Below are 20,202 nucleotides of genomic sequence, written 5' to 3'. Positions count from 1 at the left end.
TAACACTTTTCCCATTTTTTAAACCTCTTTTCTGCAGTAAAATCAAACAAAGAGCGCCCTTCTCACGAAGAACGCTCTTTCTAAGCTAATGAGTGAGACACCTCTCACAGTGAATGTTATATATAATGAAAGATTTATGTTATTTGTTTCGCATAAGATAAGGATGCGGCGGCGGCAAGGGTATCCCCTCTTTCTGTCTTCTTTCCCTGACAATCCTGTCACGCACGCCCTTAAAGTTATCAACCATCTTCGAGTAATCAGGACGATACTTGAAATGATATTGAGACTCCATTTTCTGTTCCTTGTGACGAAGAATAACCGACTGACAACTGGCGGTGTCCTTATCCTGCTTGCTGTCTAAGGACATCTGCATCAGATGCGGCTTGGAACGGTGATACAGGCTTATGTCAAATTCAACGGTCAAAGGCGGGAGCTTGGGAAAGTGGTCTGCATGCTTCCATGAGATGGCCTGGGATGTCTGTGCCATCGCCATAGGGCTGCACAGGAAGATAGTGACCAACAGTATTCCAACTTTTCTCAATTTCATATGCATTATTTTTTTATAGACTTACCATAACTGCAACCGCTTCTCCTTGGGGATGAAGAGCTTGTCGCCCTCCTTGATGCCGAAGGCCTCGTACCAGGCGTCGATATGAGGCAGGGCACCATTGATGCGCCAGCGGCCCTGGGAGTGAACATCGATGACGGTGAGGTGACGCAACCCGGCATCGGTGATGTTTTGCGCCCAGACATTGGCGTATGACAAGAAGAAACGCTGGTCGGCAGTGAATCCGTCGATGGCGGGCAGCGTCTTAACGGCGTTCTTGTAGGCCGTCCATGACACCTGCAGGCCACCATGGTCGGCCAGGTTCTCACCCAGCGTCATGCGACCGTTGGCATGCAGACCAGGCAGCACCTCGATAGCATCGAAGAAGTCGGCATACATATCGGCCTTCTCACGGAACTTCGCGGCATCTTCGGGTGCCCACCAGTCGCGCAAGTTGCCGTCCTTGTCGTAGAGGCGTCCCTCGTCGTCGAAACCATGGGTCATCTCATGACCGATAATCGTGCCGATGGCACCATAGTTGACAGCATCGTCGGCTTCCAAATCGAAGAAGGGCGGCTGCAGGATGCCGGCAGGGAAACATATCTCGTTGGTGGTGGGGTTATAGTAGGCGTTGACGGTCTGTGGCGTCAACTGCCATACAGTGGGATCCACAGGGTTGCCGGCCTTACGCCTGACATTCTCCGCATTCCAGTAGCGTTTACACAGCATGACGTTCTCAGCGTACGACTTGCTGTTGTCGATGTGCAAGGCGCTCATGTCGGTCCACTTGTCGGGATAGCCCACCTTCACGATGAAGGCGGCGAGTTTCTCCTTGGCAGCGGCCTTGGTGGCAGCACTCATCCAGTCTTGTGCGTCGATGCGCTGGGCAAGGGCCACCTGCAGGTTGCTGACCAACTCAAGCATGCGCTCCTTGGCGGCGGCAGGAAAAAACTTCTCGACAAACAACTTGCCTATAGCCTCGCCCATCAGGCCATCCATTTGCGAAGAGACGCGCTGCCACAGGGGATAGTCCTGCTGACGTCCCGTGAGCACACGTCCGAAGAAGTCGAAGTAGATGGCCTCCGCGGTGTCGTCAAGGCATTGGGCGTAGTCTTTGATTTCCGTCCACTCCATGTAGTCGCGGTACTCGTCGGCAGTCATCGCAGCCAAAAGTTGGTCGGCACCGGCAAAGAAGTCGGGCTGTTCCACCACAAGCTCCTGAATATAAGCCGACGGCACGTCAATGGCTCTCATCAGTTTCTCCAGCTGGATATGGGGATAGGCAGCGTTAAACTGAGCCAGCGACATCTTGTTGTAGTTGGCCTCGGGGTCGCGCAGTTCGGTCTGAGAGCGGCTCACCTTGGCCAGTTCGGTCTCCATATGCATCACGTTCTCCATCTTCTGTGAAGCCTGCTGTTCGGTGAATCCGAAGTGCTGGAACATCTTGGCGATGGTCTGTTTGTAGGCCTCGCGGATGTCGGTGGTGGCGGCGTCGGTGTTGAGGTAGTACTCTTTCTGCCCCATCCCTATGCCACCCTGTTTCACCTTCAGTATATTCTGCGTGGCATTCTTCGGGTCGGCAGAAAAATTGGTGTAGAAGAATGCATAGAGGTTCTCCGGTACCAGTTGCAACTGAATCTGGAACAACTGCTCCACCGTGGTGGCCTGCTCCATCTGACCGATAATGCCCATCAGCGGCTCCACGCCCTGCTGGTTGCGGCGCTGACTGTCCATGCCCATTCGGTAGAGGTCGGCCAGTTTCTGCTCCGTAGAGCCCTCGGCAAAGTGAGCTGTCTGCAGGTCATCAAGGATAGTCTTGAGACGTGCCTGGTTATCCTCTGACAACTTTTCAAAGTTGCCGTAGCGCGAATAGGCTGCGGGCAGCGGATGATTTTTCATCCACCCGCCACAGGCATACTGATAGAAATCATCGCCAGGACGTACTGACGTGTCGAGGTTTGACAGGTCGATGCCCGACGGCTGCTGCCCCTGCTGCGTGGTATCGTCGTCGGTGCAGGCGGTGAAGCCCAGCACCACGATGGCCATTGCCATCAGATAGGAAATCTTCTTCATTCTCTAAATATTTTATTTCACCTACATGCAGAAAAATCAGTTGCCAGTGGTGCAGAACTGGAGGGCACGCTCCAGCTGCGTGTCACGACCAGTGGTGGTGTAGAGGGAGACATTGAAATCGACCTCGATGTCGGGAGTGACACCTACACCCTCAAGGATCTGCTTATCCTTGGTCAAGGTGACCATCTGGGGGATGTAGAGGAAGACGGGAGTCTCGTTCATCTTGCCAATGACACCGGCATAGTTCTGATAGTAAACGAAGGGCTCGGTGACGAGCGAGCAGACGCCGCCATGGGTGCGCTTGCCGATAAATGTGCCGTTGGGCAGGCTCTGACAGCTCAAGGTGGTCATCTCGGCCATGCTGACGGAGGCGCAGTTGGCAAGCACGACAATCGGTTCGGTGATGGTCTCGTGGGCTGTTTCAAGGGTCTTCAGCTTGAAGGGCGACAGCGGCGAGTAGTCGTAGCGCCCCACCCCACGCTTGAAGCGCGAGTAGCCTGCCTGGAACCCTCCGCTGGGCAACATGCTGCCCAGGACGAACTGGAAGTCGTTGAGCATGCCGCCGCCATTGTTGCGCAGGTCGATGATGACACCCTTGAGCTGGCCGCTGGCATGGAGCTGCTGCACCTTGTCATACCACGCCTTCCATGTCTGCTGCACGCCCAGGGCAAGAAACTGTGTGATGGCATCTTTCTGGCCGAACAACTCCTGCAGATACTCGTCAACGACATAGGGCGAGAGATTGAAACCGTCGAAATAGAGGTAGGCAATATTCTCCTTGAAGAGGGCATACTTCACGGTAATGCCAAAATCACCCGCATCAGCAGTATGGGTATCGGCCTCCTTGTAGTCCAGGATCTGGTTGCCCGTGCCGCCAAACGCAGCAGGGAGATAGGCACTCAGGTTGTGCGTGGTATTCTGCGTAGCCTCAAAGTCATCGCGTTCTTTGCTGCGTGTGTAGCTGGGACTGGCCGCAACGAAAGTACCCGTGAGATGGTTCTGCATCTGAGCCACGAAATGGCCATCGTGCAGGGGTGCCACAGTCTCATCGAGCAGTTTGCGGAGCTCCTCGTCCGTGACGTCGTTACGCTCGTCGAGGGCCTCGTACTTAGGCAAGTACTCATCGTAGACGGCATCCCAGTCAACCCCCTGGCTACGCTCATAGTCCCAGATGCCATAGTTCTGGTCGAGGGCTTTCCATAGCACCTTGAACTTACCGGCAAAACTCTTTCGAGCCTTTTCAAATGCCAGTCCGTCGTTGAAGGCATAATTCTGCAGGGCGTCGCTCTCTTCGCGACAGCTGGTGACCATCACCAGCAGGAGCATAGCTCCTAAAATCATTATCTTGTTTTTCATATTGTAATTCATAATTGCGGAAGCAAATTTTTCACTTTTCACTATTCCCTTAAAAGTAGTACATCACTCCTGCTTGCAGTCCCAGCGTAGAGTGGTAGCGCTTGTCATTGAAGTGAGGCTGCTCCTTGCGGAAGCTGGTGGTGCTGTAGTAGTAGCGGGCCTCAACCTGGGCACCCCAGTGACGGGCAAAATGGTACTCCAGTCCCAGACCGCCCACGAAGCCGCAGTCCCAGCGCTGGTCGCGGTCGTTGTCGAAGTCCACATCCTCATCAAAGTCGTAGGTATAGTCAGACACATTATTAAAATCCGTACCTTTGCGATGGCTGTTGAGCCAGTAGCCGCCATACACACCCACGTTGCAGAAGCCACGGAGCTTCTCGCCGCCGAAGCCAAACGATGCCATGACGGGCATCAGGAGATAGTTGTTAGTGTACTTGTAGTCCTGCTGGTCGTAAACCACACGCGTCTGACGATAGTTTTTCTGCGTCCAGTCCAGTTCGGCACGCACACCCAGCCAGTCGTTGAAGTCGTACTGCCCCATCAGACCGAAGTTCACGCCACTGCGGTCCTTGAAGGTCAGGTCGGTCATGTACTGTTTGTCAATGGTAGGATGGTTGTAGGACATTCCTACGTTGGCACCCACACGCCACTGGGCAAAGGCCAGCGAAGGCAGCATCAGTGCCAGAAAAATAATGGTTCTTTTCATCGGGTTTAAATTTTTTATTGATTGCATAAATTCTTATTTTTAACGGACGAATATCTTCTTATTACCCTGGATATAGAGACCGCGGCGGGTGGGTTTACCGCTGAGCAGACGTCCCTGAAGGTCGAACACGGGGCCTGCGGCATCCTCGCTCTTCACGTCCTCAATGCTGGTAGGATCGTCGATGGTGAAGCGGTGAACTTTGGCACAGCAATAGCTGACCAGCTCATTGTTCAACACTTCGGCGAGGTAGGAGTCGTAGTAGTAGTCACCTGGCTGGTCTACCTCAACAGGCATCTGGTAGGTGAAGGTATAGTCGCCAGTGCCGATGTTGTCTGGCAGGGCGGCGAGGTATTCGTAGAGGCCATCGGTTACTTTGTCGAACTTCACTTGTTTGTCATTGAGAAAGTGGCGTACACACAAGCGCAGATTCGGTGACGGAATCCAGTGCGGCATTTTCACACCGGTGCGGTCGGCCAGCTCCACGTTCCAGTACCACTGGCCGTTCTCCTTCGAGAGATAGCTCTTGTTCTCCAAATAGGGGAAGTAGTTGGCCAGCGTGTCATTGTTGAGTGTGAGCGGCAACTCGCCGATGTAATGAGAATCGGTGTAAACACATAGGGCCACCATGCCGCCGTATTCGGGAACGAAGCTGAAGGTGACGTCGGCCTCGCCATTGGCTGGGATATAGGCACCACATGTCATTTCCTCACCCCTTGCGAGAACGGGAGCGGTGCCATACTCCTCTGGATTAATGCGGCCGAGGTAGACAGGTTCAAGATAGAGGTTGCCGATGTAGTCCGATGCCTCGTTGTTATTGACGCGGATGGTGAGGTCGCTGCGCTCACCCAGTCGGCCGGTGCCCTTGGTGATGTCTGCATCAGTGGGGTGCAACTTATACTCTTTATCGTTTGGCTGCATGAAGAAGCGCCCATCCTTATCGCGCCCCACGGTGATACTCAGATCTGTCGGGGGAATAAGCTGCCACTGCTCACCAGGATGGCGGAAGCGCAACATGGGATGGAGGATTATGCCCTGTCCTGGGGCAAACATTGTAGAGTCTATTTCCACCATGAAGTAGTTGTAATCTTCAACCATATATGAGTAAACGATGCTGTCGTTCGGATCGGCCATGAACAAGGGGTGGAGATTGCCTTCGGAGTCGATGGCACCTAAAGCGTGGTCGGCCACCTCGTTGTAGGTCTTATCGAATGTATAGTAAAACACTGCGATGTTATTCTTGAGAAGACGGATTGGCGTAATCTGATAATAGCTGCTACCGAAATCGTGGTGCAGCAAAGGCTGCTGCTCCATGTGCGGGTCGGTATAGATGACGGCGCCTTCACCGATACAGAATCCTATGCCGCTGCTGCCGCTGCCCGCACTGGTGTTGTTGTAGGGATTGAGCACGGCAAGCGAAAAATAGCCATCATCATGGCCGGCCCAGCCCCAGTTGATATGGAACAGGCCATTGCCGTCGTAGCCGTCGCACACGAAGGAATGGCCGCCCAAATCGCTTGCGCCGCAATAGACCATCGGACGCCCTGCGGCCAACTCGCTGTAGATAATTTCCTCCCATTCATCAATACTAGGGAAGCGCGCGTGGCTGATGTATTGGGGCGTGTTATAGTCGAAGTAATTGAAAAGTGCCTTTGCAACATCACTGGTATATGCACCAGAGCCGTCAGGACTGTACATCATCTTGATAGACTGTCCGCAGTAGTGCATCAGCGTGGCCACGGCCTTGCGCTGTTCGTCAGTGCCCAACTGGTCGTACTGCTGGGTCTCTTCGTTCCACACCCGGTAATCGTTGAGCATCAAGTCCCATCTGAACGTTGTTGGCGACAGGGCATCGAGATGCCACGTGTATTTTTGTTTGTTATATTTAATAACATAGTTGTAGTCTGGCAGTCCGTCGGGCACCGCATTGGGCCACTGCCAGTAGTTCATGACCTGCGCCATGGCAGTAGCCACACAGCCCGTGTAGCACTGCTTGCCGCGCAGACTCAAATCCGGTCCCTGGTAGGTAGGCACCTGGTCCCAATAGGGGGCTGTCTGATCCCAGTGGGTCTTGATGAGAGGCTCCACGGCAGAACGGCTGGCACGTCTGTTGACCTGCTCTCCATCCGCCTTACGCATCTCACCGTCCTTAAAGTCCATGCGGTGGCCCAGTGTGGCGATAGTCTCGTCATATTGCTTCAGCCATGAGCGCATGTTCTCAGGCATCTGATCCCAGTCGATGGTGCCAGTGGTACTGTAGCCCAAAACAGGCAGGGTGCGACTGTCGGCCGAGGCGATGACGTAGCCCCCACCCTCCATGTTGAAGGCATAGATTTTCCTGGCCTCGGTTTTAGCAGGGGTAAACTTCTTCTTTCCCTTGAGGGCGGGTGCAGCCATCCGTCGGGCGTTGGCCGACGACTTATTGCTGTTGATGTACTGCAGGGCGCGCTCCATGGCTTCCTGCTCTGTCAACTGTTGGGCGTAGATCGTCACCCAGCAGAAAAAGACGGCAAATAGCGTCAATAGAATCTTTTTCATTTTTAATAACTTTATAGACATTGGTTGATGTTGTTACTTTACAAGATGGTTCAGGTCGTTCTGGTCGAACGGCTGGAAACTGATGGCCCAGCTGCCACCGTCCTTCTTCCAAGAGGATACCTGCACCTCGATGGCCTCGTCGGCAGAGAGAAACATATAGGTGATGTCGGCGTTGAAGTCGTCGAAGCGGATCTCGCCCTTGTTCACAAAACCGTGACGTTCCAACTCGGCCATGACTGGTTCTAACGGCATAGGAAAGAAGAAGTCGTATGAAACAAGACTGAGACTAGTTCCGTCGATATTGGCAAAATAGAAGCCCAACTTGCGGTTGCCCTTGGTATACTCCTTTGAGTAGTAACGGTCAACCTCGTCCTGATCGAAAGGCTCCAAGTCCGTGGTCTCCCACTCGGCAAAATCGGTATAAGTCTCCTTGAGATAATTCTCTACGCCATCTATCGACGAGCCAAAGGCCAGGTAAGGCTTAATGACGATTGAGTCAAGGTTAATCACTAAGGCCGCAGAGTCAGCAGGAACCTCCTCCGTTGCAATGTTGTCTTTGTTGCCGCAGGCAGTGAATACGGTTGTTGTCATCCAGCAGCAAAGGGCGGCTGCCATCGCCATTCGAAAGTTGCAGAGATGCTTCATAATTACAGGTTTATTTACTTGTTTGTCATTTAGTTATCTTACTATTCTTTTCATAAATATCTTTTCATACTTTTTTCTTGAATTAATGATGTCACCAATACGCCAACGTTGGTATATAATCATGGTCACAAGCACCAGCACCACCACGATGAAGGAGGCGACAAAGGCAACTGGAAAAATAAGTGATATATCCATATGCATTGTTTGTTTGATTTCGGTTGCAAAATTAGACTGTCTTCAGAAAACAATAGTCCCACGGTGGGAAAAATAAGTCTCAAAACGGGAAAAAGTAAGCCTGACAGAGCTGCCAGGCTTAAAAATATCGATGAAATGGGTGATTTTTCTTCAACGAGTGGTCAGATACTCGGCCATGGTGTTGCTGTAGACGCTGCCAAAAAGTAGAGCGTTATAAACCTTCACATGGGAACCTGTGGTGTGGGCGGCCAGCGTGTAGTAGAGGTCGCGCAATGAAATGGTGGGGTTCTGGGCGATGGCTTCCTGGAAACCACGGGTGAAACCGTTGGATAGATAGACACCGACATCCTCACTCCATACATCGGCATGACTGGTCTCGTAGGGATTGGCAGCTGTGATGAAGAGTGTGCCTGGCAGTCCCTGGCAATAGTCACCCAGACCGCCGCTATAGCAGGCTTCGATAGTGAAGAGCAGTTTGCGGTGGGGAGTACTCTCAAGTATGTCGCGCATCGTCTGATAAAACATTCGCTGCGAACCGCCGAAGTCCATCGATCCGGGCGAACCGTGGCTGCTCCAGAATACGAAGACGTTGTCATCAGCATCAGGATGGAGCACCTGCGGCAGGCGGTCGGAGGCGCGACCAGCGAGGATGTCGCCGATGTCATCAGGCTTGAGGTCGCTAAGACGGTAGTCGATGGCTGCCGCGTCATAGACGTTAGCCCCCGTGTCGCTGATGCGCAGTTCGCCAGGATGCGGGTTGTTGGCATGGTGGGCCACATCGTCCTCGCAGATAAGCACGATGTGGTCGTCTGCATACCCATGCTGCCGCAGCAACTGGTACATAGCGAAGACATCACTCTGGAAACGGTAGTTGGCCCAGCCCTTCGAGGCGGCTATGAGCAGTGCCCAACGGTCGTCGAGGGCGGGGTAGCTGAGACCATTACCCTCTTCGGCACTGAAAGACTGCATGTGCGAAGCCGTCCAGTTCCAAATAGCCTTTGTTGAAGAACTGCGACGTGAGCCTTCGGTACTGATATACTCGGTGGTTATAAATTGCCCGCCATAGAGTCGCCAACGACGGAAGGTACTGCCACAGATGCTGGCGTGAGTTTTCTCGTCAAAGGTCCAAGAGCTGGAAACACCGTCAATGTCAGGTGTACAACCTTTTGACAATAGCTCGAAGTTTTGTGTCATGTCGGCAGGGAGCCATGATCCGCCCTTACCATTACGCCCATCTACAACGGAAAGAATGGCATCGTTGATCCTCTGTCCTGTGTGCTGCTTTAATACAGTTGCATACGCAACCAAACAAATTGCATCGTAGAACTGGGCTTCACCATTGGTGATGTCTTCGTTAAAACGCTGACGATAGGCCTGGTTGAAACCTGATTCCGGAGATGCATAGAGGTCAACGCCCTCGTATATATTGTTCTTTACCGTTGAAGCTACCTGTTGTGAAACGAAAGCATCACTACAGAAAACAGATGGCGAGTAGACATATTGGCCTGCAGACACATCTTTCTTTATCTGCTCTATCTCGTCATCGAAGGCAAGGGCCATCCCTGTTGAAGAGGGGTTGAAAATCAGGTATTGGTTATTCATTTGTCTGTCGGTGCCGCATAGCTGATGTACATGTTGACGCAACTCGTCCTCGTTCTTGTAAAGGTAAACGCCGCCTATTTTTAAACCATATTCCTCGGCTATAAAACCGAACCACTCCGCATAGGCATTGCGGGCCTCACCATTACCATCATCAGCACAGAGTAGCATCACAGGTCTCTTCACACTATAAAACGTGCTAGCAATGTCCGACAGGAGTACCTCTAATTGTGCAATATCACTCTCGGCCATATTCCAAACGTAGGGAACGTTGGCAAAACGGCGTTGGTATTCCACCTGGGTGGCTGACGGTGTAATCATTGGTTTGTTGTATGCTTTGCGCTTGCCCAACTGTATAGCCATCTGTTCGGCGCAGGCAGATGTGGTAGGACCTATGACGGCTACGATGGTCGTGTCTTCGGCTATCTGTTGCATATACTGATGGATATCTGCATCATCCTGACTTTTGAACGTCAGTTGCAGTTCCACCTTATCTTGCATGTTACGTTGTGCCTCTGCAATGTTTTCCATTGCCCACTTGGCTGTGCGCTCCCAACGTGTCTGTTCGCCACTTTCCATGATGACAGCAACTTTGTAGATATGCTTATTACCAGATGATAAAGATGATGAGTCATCGGAGGTACACGATACGCATAACAACAGCAAGAGTAGTTCCACCCAATAAACAATTACACGTTTTCTTTTATCTTTTGTCCTCATAGGTCATTGCTTCCTCTTTATATTGTTCGTACAGTTTCTGAAACGTATCGGGTTCCCGATAACGCTCGTCCCAAAGGTCCAGGTTCTGAAGGAAATGTGGGGTGATAACAATATCGGTAGCACCTTCTCTCATGCCAAACCGTTGGTGTTTTGGCCACTCACGTCCTGCTATCCAGTCGTTCAGGTATCGTTTCACTACATCACCAATACGAATAACTACGGAGAATGGAATGCGTGAGCTACGTCCCGTCATATCTACATCCATACCTATCATCAGTGCCGTTGTGAAATCGTTGTCGTTCAGACTGCGTATCACCCCCGTTATTGAACCACCGATTAACGGATATATCATCTCGTTATAGTCAAAAGCATTATCAGATCGCTCCGTTATGTATCGGTAGGCTGAGTTGGGCATGGCAAAGCCTTCCTCTCCGTCTGCCAGGTAGTGCAGGGTGGTCTGGCAGGGAAATCCTAAGTATTCACCAGCGTATTTGTTGCGTGCATCCTGAAATCCTGCTATTGACTCCTCAAGGGTAGGGACTCCCTCTGCGGCTGCAAGGATTAGGGCATCGAATCCTTGCGACATCACCCCAGCAAGGTAGCTCACACCATAGTGCGAGACCATCACCGTGGACACCCCGTCAATCTCTGCATTACTCTCGAAAAGAAGCACACGAGTTCCCTTTTTACTTGAATCTTGAAACTTGGAACTTGAAAGCTCCTTTGCCATCTTTTCGTATGAGGAACTACCGAGAATGAGCACGGCAGAGTCGTTTTCAGCATTATCCGTAAGCCACTGACGATACATCTGTTCCGCCTCTGCCTCATTTTCTGGTAGCATCAGGCGCAGTCTTGTACCTGTTTCCTTTGCAAAAGCAAAGATCCCCTCAGCGGCATCATCGTTATAGCCATTGTCACCCAGGCCGTTGGGCGTGACAAGATAAGTCACCGTGGCCTGCCGTTTAACAGGCTCCTGTGTACTGTCATCATCGCTGCTACATGCTGTGAATAGCAGCAAACCAAATATGGTGTATATTAGTCCTTTCTTCATCATTATGCTTTCTTGCTGCAAAGATACAACAGATAATTCAAAATACGTCAATAATTGGAAAAACTCAGAAAAAATAAAAAATGTAGACTAGCCTATGAGTTATATAAGCTAGCCTATTAACGACGTAGGATGGTCTATGCCAAAGTAACTAGCGAATACTTAAAAATTTGTTTTTCTGCTAAAACTATTAGTTTTTACCAGGCCAACTGTCGCATAATCGAATCCATTACCGAACTCAAAACAACGTGCACGGATGAAGTTGTCCAGTTCGTAACCGCACCTGTAATTCCATGAATACTCAGTTTCATGGTTAAAGCAATTGTATGGCTGAGGAGTCGAGCCATTCCTAAAATTACTTTGGGTGATCCAGTTTTTCCGAATATTAAAAGAATTGGCTTGCCAATCCTCGCAACGACACTCGCCAATTGTTGGATGCATAATAAAGAATCTCATAGAAAAACAGATATAATCTCTTTTTATATCATCTCTGCACACCTTCTCTTTTTTCATGTTGTAATAGAGTACGTCTTCATATTTATGTTTAGTTTCTGTTTCAAGCCAACAGCCATCCGAACAAAGATAAATCTTACCTACACCATAAAGTAAGTCTACGACCCTATCAGTGGCGATACGCTTCAATGCTTCCTTAGAGTTTTTATTTTGTCTGCCCTCTTCGTAGAGAAAGCCCTGCAGATAATACAACTGATTGGAGCGAATCATACCATCGTGACTGAAGAATATATAGGAATGCCAAGGATACCTGCCCGGAAGGTTATCTGGAGCGTTAGGCCATTCTCCCAGTGTCGGGTCGTGCCTTTGTGCTATATTGCCGTCATTGTTCAACAGACAGTCCCACCCGAGGTCGAAAGTGACCAACATACCTTCATGATTTTCTGCATCCTTGATACAAATGAAGTTGTGTCCATCACGACTGATAAATGTATCGCCCTGCCTAATGACCGAACTGGCATTCTGTGGCCATGCCTCCTGCAAAAGGAAGCGCACCTCAGTCAGACCGCCCAACTGTTTCAGGTTGACTTCAATCTTGGCCACATGTCCATTGGCTGTTTCTGGCAGAAAACTGACGTAGCCCTGCTGTCCGAAATCCAAGCGAATGACAGTAGCCGTGGTATCGGCGTTGAGGAAGTTGATTGGGCAGAGGAAATCGCAGATGAATATGTGACGTGCATCGGCCAGAGAGTTTGCAGAGACATAGCGTACAGTAGGTGTCACATCATAGAGTTGTGAACCATAACTTGGTTGGAAATCGCCAACGCCCGTAGTCAGTTTTGTGTTAATCGATGTGTCAGCAACGCATAAGGTCTGATAGACAAGCTGTGTGGCAATGCTTACAGAGTCTTGATGGGTGGGAACGAAAGATAACGATTCGTTGCCATCCTCTAGGGTAGAGTTTCCTGTTTCATCACTGCTGCATGCTGTCCAACAACAGCAAAGTGCAACGAGCATTAACAATAAAGAAAGAAATCTCTTCGTTTTCATTTTTACGATATAAAAAAGGTTTATTTAAAAGTTAGTTTTTCTGTTAAACCTATCAGTCCTGACAAGGCCTGCAGATTGGTAGTCAAATGACTGATAAAACTCAAAGCAGCGAACACGGATGAAATTGTCCAGTTCATAACCACACCTGTAATTCCATGAATACTCAGTTTCATGGTTAAAGCAATTGTATGGCTGAGGAGTGGAGCCATTCCTAAAATTACTTTGGGTGATCCAGTTTTTCCGAATATTAAAAGAATTGGCTTGCCAATCCTCGCAACGACACTCGCCAATTGTTGGATGCATAATAAAGAATCTCATAGAAAACCAGATATAATCTCTTTTTATATCATCTCTGCGCACCTTCTCTTTTCTCATGCTGTAATAGAGTACGTCTTCATATTCATGTTTAGTTCCTGTATCAAGCCAACAGCCATCCGAACAAAGATAAACCTTGCCTACACCATAAAGCAGGTCTACAACCCTATCAGTTGCGATGCGCTTTAAGCTATTCTTAGAATTGATTTTCTGTCTGCCCTCTTCGTAGAGAAAGCCCTGCAGATAATACAACTGATTGGAGCGAATCATACCATCGTGACTGAAGAATATATAGGAATGCCAAGGATACCTGCCCGGAAGGTTATCTGGAGCGTTAGGCCATTCTCCCAATGTCGGGTCATGCCTTTGCGCTATATAGCCGTCATTGTTCAACAGGCGGTCCCATCCGAGGTCAAAAGTGACCATCAAACCGGCCTGATTTTCTGCATTCTTGATGCAGATGAAGTTGTGTCCGTCTGTACTAAGGAATGTGTTTCCCTGAGCTATGGAATTAACGGCATTCTGTGGCCATGCCTCATCCTGTAGGAAGCATACCTCAGTCAGACGGTCCAACTGTTTCAAACTGACTTCAATCTTTGCCACATGGCCGTCACTGCCTTCTGGCAGAAAGCAGATGTAGCCCTGTTGACCTAAGTCCAGACGGATGGTGACAGCCGTGGTGTCGGCATTAAGGTACGTGATGGCTCCCTGAAATTCTGTGATAAACATTTGCCGTGCATCGGCCAGAGAGTTTGCAGAGACATAGCGCACTGTGGGGGTCACATCATAGAGTTGTGCGCCATAGCATGGCTGAAACTCGTCTACTCCAGATGACAGTTTAATGTGCATAGCTGTGTCTGTGACGCACAGCCTCTGATAGACGAGCTGTGTAGCTATGCGGACGGAATCCTCGCGAGTGGCTCGAGACGCTGCATTGCTAATGTCATTATCCAGTTTCGAATCCGTGTCATTATCATCACTACAGCCTGTCCAGCAACAGAGCGCGACTGCCATCAGTAATAGTGAAAAGAATCTTTTGGTTTTCATTGTTTTGTTCGATATTAAAAATGATTTTCGTTTAATACTTAATACTATCACAGTTTTTCAACTTCTTTTTCGTTGTAATAATAATAATAATCACCATTGCGCACCATGCGCTGCCAGGTCGTATTATAACTCCAGTTAGGTAGTCCGCCTAACATGCCGGTCTGTTCCATTCCGTCGCGACTGCGCAGATAGAAGTAGTTGCCCCGCTTATAGACATAGTACCAAGGAACCGCTATGTTGACATTTCCTGTTGTGTTGATGGCCGATGGCCACTCATAGGCCACTACAGTCTTACCGCCAAGGTATTTCAGTCCCTTTTTACTGAAGGGCTCCAGCACACCGCCATTCATGTAGATGGTATCAGCAGGAACATCCGTGGTGTTCAGTTGTTCCACATGCAAATTGTTGAACTGCCAGCCTACACGGTAGGCCACACCATTATAGATGCAGAGGCCAGAGGCAAGGTTCACCTGCTGATTATAGACAGGATAGGCTACCCAGACATCCTCGTCCTGACTGATAGCATTCACCCGTTCCTGATAGACGGCTGCCACATAGCGTCCCGCTGTCAGAACGTTGCAGCCATAGCCACCCTTATCCGTTTGGGGATGAGCAGGGAACTTTGTACTGACGAAGTTCTGATAGCCATATAGTTCGAGCAGCAGTTCTGACTCACCAGTGATGTGTGCCTCCACCCTTTTGGCCAGGTCCTGATCAGGAATCACTTTCCAAATGGGAATCATGGACATAGAGGTCATGGCCGCTGTGCTTTCGTTAACAGATTCCTTCCACTGGCTGACATCTGCTCCCTTGAGTCGATTCTCGCCCCACTTAAAGCCGATGACATGGCTGTCAATCAGCGAAGTGTTGCCTCCACGAACGGTCAGTCGGCAGTCGGCACTATTGAGCACATGATAGGTTTTCTGCTCATTTTCGCTCATTTGGCGGTTCTTGTATACGGCCAAGGTCATGTCGGCTATCAGCTTCTTGTCATAGATGGTGCGCAGGGTATCGGTATTGATACGCATTTCCAATTCAATGCTGCCGCCAATCGTTGAACTGGTGACTACATGGGTACCGTAGCGGGCAATCAGCGAGTCGATGGCTATGCGGCGCTTGTCTACAGAGGGGTCTTCCAGTTGTTTCTTCAGTCTGGCCAGTGCTTCGCGAAAGTTGCGGGTGAGCAACCGCTCGCCGTAGTCGTACCGTTTGATGACCACAGGAAGCGACTCCTCGTCAATAAAACTCGTCTTCAACCCCACTGATGCCGTCGACTTGCAGAAATAGGAATTTGTGAGTCCATGTTGCCAGATGTTGAAATTGGCCTGAACACTACCGGCAAAGACAATGGCTACGTCGGCCTCAGCATCGGCAGAAACATAGGTGTTCTGCACATACTCAGTAAGGCTGAAGCCATCCTTGTATTCCTCCTGCTCGCCAGAGTTGTATATGACACGATAAATATTCGAGCGGTCATACTTGCGCAGCGAATCGAGGTCGATGACCTGACAACGCACATCGGCCGCGTTGCAGTACTCACCATAAAGGCCGTTATAACTGAAACCCACACCATGCGTGTAAATCAACCGCTCGCCTTCCATAACGGCGCGTGTATAGTCTGTATTCATGCTGTCTGCCGGCAATGAAGGGGATTGCAGATCAAAGTCATCATCGCTACAGGCTGTCAGACAGAAGGCTATGATGCCGACGGATATCAGAAAATTTATTCTCCTAATCATAGGTTATCATGTTTATATAAATAGGAACGACAGAAACGAACAGGGTAGCGACAGTTGTATTCCTGATTGATGGGAATCTCTGTCAGCGAGTAGTCGGGCATCAGCATCAGTGCGGTGCCGTCTTTAGCCGTTCGCGAGCGGTCTCTCTTGAAGGCTATGAAGCATCGTTCGCCACGATAGAGCAGTGTGAATCCTATCAGCCAGCGACGGTCTACAAAGTCATAATCCATCTCGCAGCCATCGAAAGTGGCATCGAAGCCAGTTTGCTGGCCAGTGAACAATGCCTTGGGATTCTTTCCGATGTAACGCGTCATGGCCTCAAGTTCAACGTCCGAAGGCAGATACCAGCGGTCCTCCTCACTGCCTACCTTTAAGGTGTTCACTTTATTATCGTCAAGCGGATTGAATATTTCGGCATAGAGCACACTCTTGCCAGAATCATCGTAGACCGACTCGCGGTATTCCCATTCTTCATAGCCGTAGTCATCATACAGTATGCCGAAGCCTAGCTCGTCGGCAACGTTCTGACGGATCCAAAACGTAGGACCGATCTTTACCACAGGATAGTTCGGGTGTCCGGGGATCTCTAACCATTCATCACGTACGGTGAGTTCACATGGTTTGGTTGTCACGCCATAGCTTGTGGCATAGATGGCTCCATCGATATAGAACAGAGAGTCCAACACATCACCAGGCTTGCACTCTTCAAGTGGCTGCACATAGATGCCACCATTGTCATCGAAGCTAACCTCCGAAGGCGTGTTCTCTCCATCGCCAGGAAAAATACCATGACGGATGTTGGTCAATTTGTTGTAAATGGGATAGATGATGGTGACACGACGGTCAGCCCGCAGTTCTGGCACATACTCGTTGCAAATCTCGAACTTGGGTATCCCCTTGTTGTAACCAACCCTTGCCAGCGTCTTTGCGCCATCGAATCCCTGCAGATTCCGCACGTTGCCTAGGGCGATATAATTGTTCAGTCCCAGTTCTTCCCTTTTCTGGTTCGTAAGACCTTCGGCCAAATCAAGGATACGTCTGCGAACGGCATCCTGAGCTGCAAACGAAGAGAAGAGTTGCCAGATGGGGATGAAACGACAATTGGCCATTGTGAGGTATTGCGGACTGTTGATGTCGATAGAGGCCGACCATTCGGCTATACCTGCAGGATCTAATTGCTCGTGGGTCACATCATAAGTCACGATACGATTCTTCACCATCTGGCCAAGAGCCGGATCACCGCCAAAGACATCAGCATGAACGTTTCCGGCCTTCTCAACAGAATGGGATGTGTTTTCGGTCGCCTCACTGACCCGTTCCTGCCCCAATACAGTCTTCATATAGCGTTCCATCTCCTCGCGGTTCACTTCATGCTTCATGAAGTTCACTTCATAGTCCAAACGACCACCCAGGTCGGCATAGATGATGACATGCGAACCGTATGTGGAAACGAAGGCTGCCACGGCATCACGGTCTGAAGGATTCTCTTCCAGTTTTTTCACCCATTCAGCAAAGGCAGGCGTAAAGAACTTGAGGCGCGAAGGCTGACGGAGCAACTCATCGACTTTGCCCATGTCCAGATAGCGCGAGGCCACAATCTTGGTAAACTTGGCATAGCCATAGCACTGCTGTTGGGAATCGTACTCCTTAACACTGGTGTAACGGCTCACCTTTTTACTGAGTCCCAGAAACGAAGTACTACTGGTCTGTTCCTTCATCAATCGGGTAGCCATCTCATAGATGGTGTAAGAAGTGTAGTACTTATAGTCTATATGATTATTGGGCTCCTGCCCAATGATGGTGCCATAGTCGCGCTCAGCAGCCACCAGTGCCTGATAGTCGAACACGGGGTCGGCACTGACACTCTTCATGTCGGCATAGTCGTACAATAAGTTATAACCATATCCCACACGGGCTATTCTACTAAGAGAGTCTTCGTCCAAAGCATTTGTGTCGTCTTCTGTACTGCTGTGCTGAAGCACACTGATGGTGCTGTTCACCCCACGTGCAGACACCACTGTCACAGTAGCCTCACGCCGGCGCATGGTTTCGTTGGGCTGTATATACAGTAACAGATTGTTGCCAAACACCTCCTCATACTCAACCCAGTCGGCTGATGGGGCGACGGTAACAATACTGTCATCTTCTGCAAGCCCGGCAACAGACAAGGTGCAATATCGTCCCCTATAACCGACAACAACCTGTGTCTCGCTGAACTTCAGCTCGTTGTCCCCAGACCAAGACGACGGTTCGTCATCATCGTGACAGGCTACTGCAACGAGCAGTACTGCCACAATAACGATGAACCGTGAGAGAATAATCATTTGGTGTTTCATACTCCTGACTGGATTACATGTCTTCCAAATTTACTATCGTGTTCTTATTCTTATATTTTCTTACAAAATACTCCTTGACCAAGGCTGCATAATCGCCGAAGAGATCCCAAACAGGGCTATAGCCGTAGGAGATGGGAGCGTAAAGATCCCTGTTTGCCATAGTGGGTGCACCGTCAGGGATAGAGGCCGACCATTCTTTCAGTGCATTGTGAACAGCATTTATATCCAGATCCTTTGTTACCTGTTTGTTAACCTCTGTACTCTTCAGTGTCAGCGAGTTCGCTAATATAGAACGTTTATCTTTATCACCTCCGCGAACAGTGAAGGTAGACTTAGAGTTCTCCATGATGTTTTTAGCAACCTTGGCGTATCCGGCTTGCACACCAGCCTTCACATTCAAGAGACCGCTGGTAATTTCGAGGTCAATAGAACCACTAAGCTGTAGTGTGTCAGCAACATACACTGAGTCGTACTCAAGATTCAGGAAAGTTGAGCCACCCATTAGAACTCTCGAGACATACACTGGTCCGTATTTAGTATCAAGGCTTGCCAGCTTAGTACGGATTTTGGAAGGTATTGTCCAAGTACTGTCAGCTGCAGGGAGGTCAGAGTCTGCATATTCTTCATCGAACAGTTCCATGATAGTTACTCTTAAATCGTCAAATCCGGGGCAGACAGCTATATCCTGCAGTTGTCTCATCTTAGTATATTCTTCCTCATCAGGATATTTCTTACGTGTGATAGTTGTTGTTGCGAGAGAGGCCAAGTCAGCAGCACCCACCCATGCAACAGCACGAGGTGCTTGGTATTCGGTCTGATAGTTTAACTTGTTTTTTACCTCCTTCTCGTTAGATTTATACTGTCCCTGAATCTTAAGTTTAAAGAGACCGTAGGTCACGCTGACACTAGCACGGATACCAAGGGTATCCCATTTTTCATTATTCTCTTTTTTTGTGCCCTCCTCACCTATATCGGCAGCATTGGAACTGCTTACGAACACGCGGTTATACTTCATGCTATTTGCAGCAATATACTTGGCGTTCTCAGGGCTAACTACGGCATTCTTCTTAAAGAGTTTATCCTCTGAAGCCCCCTCGTCAACTATAATATTGCATCCCAAACCTAGAACTGTTTCGCCCCAAGCATCGGTTAGGATGGTAGCACCGTCATTTTCACCGTCCTTCAATCCGAGATACTGGCGTACGCGAATGGTCTGTGTCTTGTCTCCAGAAATAACAGTAAGCATCGTGCTGCGGTCTTCTGTGTTGTCTGGTGCATAATAATCGGATGTTATTATGATTTTGCCCAATCCTTTAGCTTCTGTGGTGATAACCCTTGCCCAATCACAATCTTCGGGTAGTGAAGCTTTCCAAGTTCCATTACAGGTGATGGGCACCTCGATTACGCCACCGAGACGATTAATTGTTACTTCTGTAGCACCGTCCTGGCCCAGTGTTAGGTTGATGTCATCATTGTTGTCTGTACAGCCTGTGAAACTCACAGCCACGATGGCCACGGCCATCAGGTAGAAAATCTTTTGCATGATTTCTCTTTTGTTAAATGGTTATTGAATAGGGATATTGAAATAAGTTATCATTGAACTGTCCTGATCTGGTTAAAGTATTCCTGCTTTCCTCAATTTCTGGCGCTGCTCTTCGTTCTGACGGATGAAGCGCTCAATGAAGACGTTCTGGTCGCCGATACGCCAACGCTGGTATATGATAATGGCCACAAGCACCAGCACCACCACAATGAAGGAGGCGGCCAGGGCAACTGTGAGAATTAGTGATATATCCATACGCATTGTTTGTTTGATTTCGGTTGCAAAATTAGGCTGT

The 20,202-nt window shown here is 49.5% G+C and carries 15 protein-coding genes; all 15 read right to left on the bottom strand.

Translation table 11 applies throughout. The annotated features are described in order from the left end of the window. Positions 1-139: 139 nt before the first annotated feature. The 15 genes from L6466_RS06400 to L6466_RS06330 all read right to left on the bottom strand — a co-directional run bounded on the left by L6466_RS06400 (position 140) and on the right by L6466_RS06330 (position 20,162). Positions 140-541 carry a hypothetical protein gene (locus tag L6466_RS06400; RefSeq protein WP_237803420.1) on the bottom strand — a complete coding sequence of 134 codons (402 nt, stop codon included), beginning with the start codon at positions 539-541 and terminating at the stop codon, positions 140-142. A gap of 27 nt (positions 542-568) precedes the next feature. Next, positions 569-2,620, bottom strand: a complete 2,052-nt coding sequence (locus L6466_RS06395) for a M13 family metallopeptidase (RefSeq protein WP_237803422.1) — start codon at positions 2,618-2,620, stop codon at positions 569-571. Between the two features lie 36 nt (positions 2,621-2,656). Beyond that, positions 2,657-3,976, bottom strand: coding sequence for a S41 family peptidase (locus L6466_RS06390; RefSeq protein ID WP_237803423.1), 1,320 nt, complete (start codon positions 3,974-3,976; stop codon positions 2,657-2,659). A 49-nt stretch (positions 3,977-4,025) separates the two neighbouring features. Continuing rightward, complete coding sequence (locus L6466_RS06385) at positions 4,026-4,682, bottom strand: porin family protein (protein ID WP_237803424.1); 657 nt, start codon at positions 4,680-4,682, stop codon at positions 4,026-4,028. A 39-nt stretch (positions 4,683-4,721) separates the two neighbouring features. Beyond that, positions 4,722-7,217: a C10 family peptidase gene (locus L6466_RS06380; protein WP_237803425.1), complete on the bottom strand. Its 2,496-nt coding sequence runs from the start codon at positions 7,215-7,217 to the stop codon at positions 4,722-4,724. Between the two features lie 33 nt (positions 7,218-7,250). Next, positions 7,251-7,862: a hypothetical protein gene (locus L6466_RS06375; RefSeq protein ID WP_237803426.1), complete on the bottom strand. Its 612-nt coding sequence runs from the start codon at positions 7,860-7,862 to the stop codon at positions 7,251-7,253. A gap of 33 nt (positions 7,863-7,895) precedes the next feature. After that, a complete protein-coding gene (locus tag L6466_RS06370; protein ID WP_176944311.1) occupies positions 7,896-8,057 on the bottom strand; it encodes a hypothetical protein in 162 nt (53 codons plus the stop codon). A gap of 150 nt (positions 8,058-8,207) precedes the next feature. Beyond that, positions 8,208-10,376 carry a C13 family peptidase gene (locus L6466_RS06365; protein ID WP_237813104.1) on the bottom strand — a complete coding sequence of 723 codons (2,169 nt, stop codon included), beginning with the start codon at positions 10,374-10,376 and terminating at the stop codon, positions 8,208-8,210. Next, positions 10,360-11,427, bottom strand: a complete 1,068-nt coding sequence (locus L6466_RS06360) for a type 1 periplasmic-binding domain-containing protein (protein ID WP_237813102.1) — start codon at positions 11,425-11,427, stop codon at positions 10,360-10,362. The genes L6466_RS06365 and L6466_RS06360 overlap by 17 nt, the downstream gene beginning before the upstream one ends. 159 nt (positions 11,428-11,586) lie before the next feature. Beyond that, the gene (locus L6466_RS06355; RefSeq protein ID WP_237803430.1) at positions 11,587-12,927 is read right to left on the bottom strand and encodes a hypothetical protein; all 1,341 of its coding nucleotides are present in this window, start codon (positions 12,925-12,927) and stop codon (positions 11,587-11,589) included. A 24-nt stretch (positions 12,928-12,951) separates the two neighbouring features. After that, positions 12,952-14,289 carry a hypothetical protein gene (locus L6466_RS06350; RefSeq protein WP_237803431.1) on the bottom strand — a complete coding sequence of 446 codons (1,338 nt, stop codon included), beginning with the start codon at positions 14,287-14,289 and terminating at the stop codon, positions 12,952-12,954. 47 nt (positions 14,290-14,336) lie between these two features. Continuing rightward, positions 14,337-16,028 carry an MAC/perforin domain-containing protein gene (locus L6466_RS06345; RefSeq protein ID WP_237803432.1) on the bottom strand — a complete coding sequence of 564 codons (1,692 nt, stop codon included), beginning with the start codon at positions 16,026-16,028 and terminating at the stop codon, positions 14,337-14,339. Next, the gene (locus L6466_RS06340; protein WP_237813100.1) at positions 16,025-18,364 is read right to left on the bottom strand and encodes an MAC/perforin domain-containing protein; all 2,340 of its coding nucleotides are present in this window, start codon (positions 18,362-18,364) and stop codon (positions 16,025-16,027) included. The genes L6466_RS06345 and L6466_RS06340 overlap by 4 nt, the downstream gene beginning before the upstream one ends. A gap of 13 nt (positions 18,365-18,377) precedes the next feature. After that, positions 18,378-19,907 carry a BACON domain-containing protein gene (locus tag L6466_RS06335; protein ID WP_237803434.1) on the bottom strand — a complete coding sequence of 510 codons (1,530 nt, stop codon included), beginning with the start codon at positions 19,905-19,907 and terminating at the stop codon, positions 18,378-18,380. Positions 19,908-19,979: 72 nt separating this feature from the next. After that, entirely contained in the window at positions 19,980-20,162 is a 183-nt protein-coding gene (locus tag L6466_RS06330; RefSeq protein WP_143010149.1) for a hypothetical protein, read from the bottom strand. Between the last annotated feature and the right edge of the window lie 40 nt (positions 20,163-20,202).

Source organism: Prevotella communis, assembly GCF_022024175.1.
In the GTDB taxonomy this organism is placed as follows: Bacteria; Bacteroidota; Bacteroidia; order Bacteroidales; family Bacteroidaceae; genus Prevotella; species Prevotella communis.
Note: the sequence above shows the minus strand (reverse complement) of the source record. Positions and strands in the feature narration are given on the sequence as shown.